Below are 2562 nucleotides of genomic sequence, written 5' to 3'. Positions count from 1 at the left end.
GCTATGCGCTCTTACCTCCCCCATCAAGGGGGAGGTAAGAGCGCATAGCAACTCGGCCGGCCGCTGTCACCCCGCCAGGAGATCGCCTCTTCAAGCGATTTCACGGAATTTTTCAGCCAACTGTCGGGACGGCTCGGGGTCGGTCGTCCTTGGAGCAGACCTTCCCATGAACCGGACGCGGCGCTGAAGCGACAAACGCTCAGGCAGAGACCTATTGGCTGAACGACGATGAAGACGGCATCGAGAACCCTGCAGATCCTGGCGCTCAGCGCCTGCTTCGCCGCGCAGATGCATGGCGTGATCACGATGCCGGGGGTCAGGCAGGCCATACGCACGATCGATGGCGCAACGGCGCAGGTCGTGTTGCCGGTCGGCGCCGCCGCCGAGACCGTGAAAGCCGTACCGGCTTAGAGCGAGCCGCCGTTTCACTGAAACGGCGAATTCGCTCTATCTTGTTTTGACGCAATTCCGGACGGAAAACCGCTACGCACTTTTCCTGGAATTGCTCTAAGCCGCCGCCAGCCCGCCTGCCCTCGTCTTCAGGAACGCCTCGCCGCACGCCTTAGCCAGGTTGCGCACGCGCAGGATATAGCTCTGGCGCTCAGTGACCGAGATCACGCCGCGTGCGTCGAGCAGGTTGAAGACATGGCTTGCCTTGATGCACTGGTCGTAGGCCGGAAAGACCATCCGGTGCATCGGAAGATTGTCGCTCGGCTTGGGCGTGCCGGCATCGAGCAGCGCCTTGCACTCGGCCTCGGCGTCCTCGAAGTGTCTCAGCAACATCGCGGTGTTGGCGAATTCGAAATTGTGGCGCGAATATTCCTGCTCGGCCTGCAAGAAGACATCGCCGTAAGTGACCTTCTCGGCGCCTTCGCGGCCGTTGAAATTCAGGTCATAGACATTGTCGACGCCCTGCACATACATGGCGAGCCGCTCCAGGCCGTAGGTCAGCTCGCCCGCCACCGGCGCGCATTCGATGCCGCAGACCTGCTGGAAGTAGGTGAACTGCGAGACTTCCATGCCGTCGCACCAGCATTCCCAGCCGAGGCCCCAGGCGCCAAGCGTGGGGCTTTCCCAGTCGTCCTCGACGAAGCGGATGTCGTGCAGCAGCGGATCGACGCCGATCGCTTCCAGCGAGCCGAGATAGAGCTCCTGCAGGTTCGGCGGATTGGGCTTCAGGATCACCTGGTATTGGTAATAATGCTGCAGACGGTTCGGGTTCTCGCCGTAGCGGCCGTCCTTCGGCCGGCGCGAGGGCTGCACGTAAGCGGCGTTCCAGCGCAGCGGACCCAGCGCTCGCAAGGTCGTCGCCGGATGGAAAGTGCCGGCGCCGACTTCCATGTCGTAGGGCTGCAGGATGAGGCAACCATAGTCCGCCCAGTAATTGTGCAAGGTCAGGATCAGCCCCTGGAAGGAGCGGCTGGGATGCATATGGGCGGGGATCTCGATGGTCACGGCGGCCTCGGAAAGCGCAGGATGACGCTTCCCTAGTTGCCGGGCCGGCGAGCGTCAAGGCGGTGGCTCGCGTCCGGCAAGGCGGAAAGCTTTGCGGCAGGCTGGCCCATTGCCGTCGAGCGGCGGCCGCGGTTTGCTCCGTTCCACGTCAACGACAGAGGTTTCGCCATGTCTGGTCAACTTGCCGTCCGCCCCGTCACAAGGCAGGATTACGAGCAATGGCTGCCGCTCTGGGACGGCTACAACGCGTTCTACGGACGCTCCGGCCCGACGGCGCTTGCCGGCGAGATCACGCAGATGACCTGGTCGCGCTTCTTCGACGCCTATGAGCCGGTGCATGCGCTGGTGGCCGAGCGCGAAGGCAGTCTGCTCGGCCTGGTCCACTATCTCTATCACCGCTCCACGACGTCGATCGCGCCGAGCTGCTATCTGCAGGATCTCTTCACCACGCAGGCCGCGCGCGGCCAGGGCGTCGGCAGGGCGCTGATCGAAGACGTCTACGAACGCGCCCGTGAAGCGGGCGCGAACCGCGTCTACTGGCTGACGCATGAGACGAACCACGCGGCGATGCAGCTCTACGACAAGGTCGCCGAGAAGTCCGGGTTCGTGGTGTACAGAAAGATGTTCTGAAAATGCCGCGGGGCCCCGAAGGGCCCCGCCAGAAATCAATAGCACACCGCTCAGCCCTTCGGCGCGGGCGTCGGATCCGGCTTCACCTTCGGGGTTTCCTGCGCGGTGTTGGATTCGATCGGCGGCAGGCCCTTGAGCAGCTTCTGCTGCAGGGTGGCGAGCACATCCGGGTCCGGCTTCAGGTCGCGCGCCTGGGTCCACTGATAGGTGGCCTCGAGCTTGCGGCCGACACGCCAGTAAGCGTCGCCGAGATGGTCGTTGAGGACGGGATCTTCCGGCTTCAGCGAGACGGCGCGCTCCATCTCGCGCACGGCGTCGTCGAAGCGGCCCATGCGGAAATAGGCCCAGCCCAGCGAATCGACGATGTAGCCGTCGTTCGGCCGCAGATCCACGGCCTTCTGGATCATCGCCAGGCCTTCCTTGAGGTTCATGTTCATATCGACCCAGGAATAGCCGAGATAGTTCATGACCTGCGGC

General features: G+C 63.6%; 4 protein-coding genes. 2 read left to right on the top strand and 2 right to left on the bottom strand.

Annotated features, from left to right (window positions below; genetic code table 11):
- Window positions 1-228: 228 nt before the first annotated feature.
- Window positions 229-411, top strand: a complete 183-nt coding sequence (locus EOA28_RS32115; protein ID WP_127251910.1) for a hypothetical protein — start codon at window positions 229-231, stop codon at window positions 409-411.
- A 96-nt stretch (window positions 412-507) separates the two neighbouring features.
- Here the strand turns inward: EOA28_RS32115 and EOA28_RS32110 are convergent, their stop codons facing one another.
- Window positions 508-1431: a glycine--tRNA ligase subunit alpha gene (locus tag EOA28_RS32110; protein ID WP_189341644.1), complete on the bottom strand. Its 924-nt coding sequence runs from the start codon at window positions 1429-1431 to the stop codon at window positions 508-510.
- 192 nt (window positions 1432-1623) lie between these two features.
- Between EOA28_RS32110 and EOA28_RS32105 the strand changes: the two genes are divergently transcribed.
- On the top strand, window positions 1624-2085 hold the full coding sequence (locus EOA28_RS32105; RefSeq protein ID WP_126078603.1) for a GNAT family N-acetyltransferase: 462 nt from the start codon (window positions 1624-1626) through the stop codon (window positions 2083-2085).
- A 50-nt stretch (window positions 2086-2135) separates the two neighbouring features.
- Here EOA28_RS32105 and EOA28_RS32100 read toward each other — a convergent pair.
- A partial coding sequence (locus EOA28_RS32100; protein ID WP_128315675.1) for a tetratricopeptide repeat protein occupies window positions 2136-2562 on the bottom strand: 427 nt, incomplete at its 5' end.

Source organism: Mesorhizobium sp. M2A.F.Ca.ET.067.02.1.1 (assembly GCF_004023285.1).
Taxonomy (GTDB): domain Bacteria; phylum Pseudomonadota; class Alphaproteobacteria; order Rhizobiales; family Rhizobiaceae; genus Mesorhizobium.
Note: the sequence above shows the minus strand (reverse complement) of the source record. Positions and strands in the feature narration are given on the sequence as shown.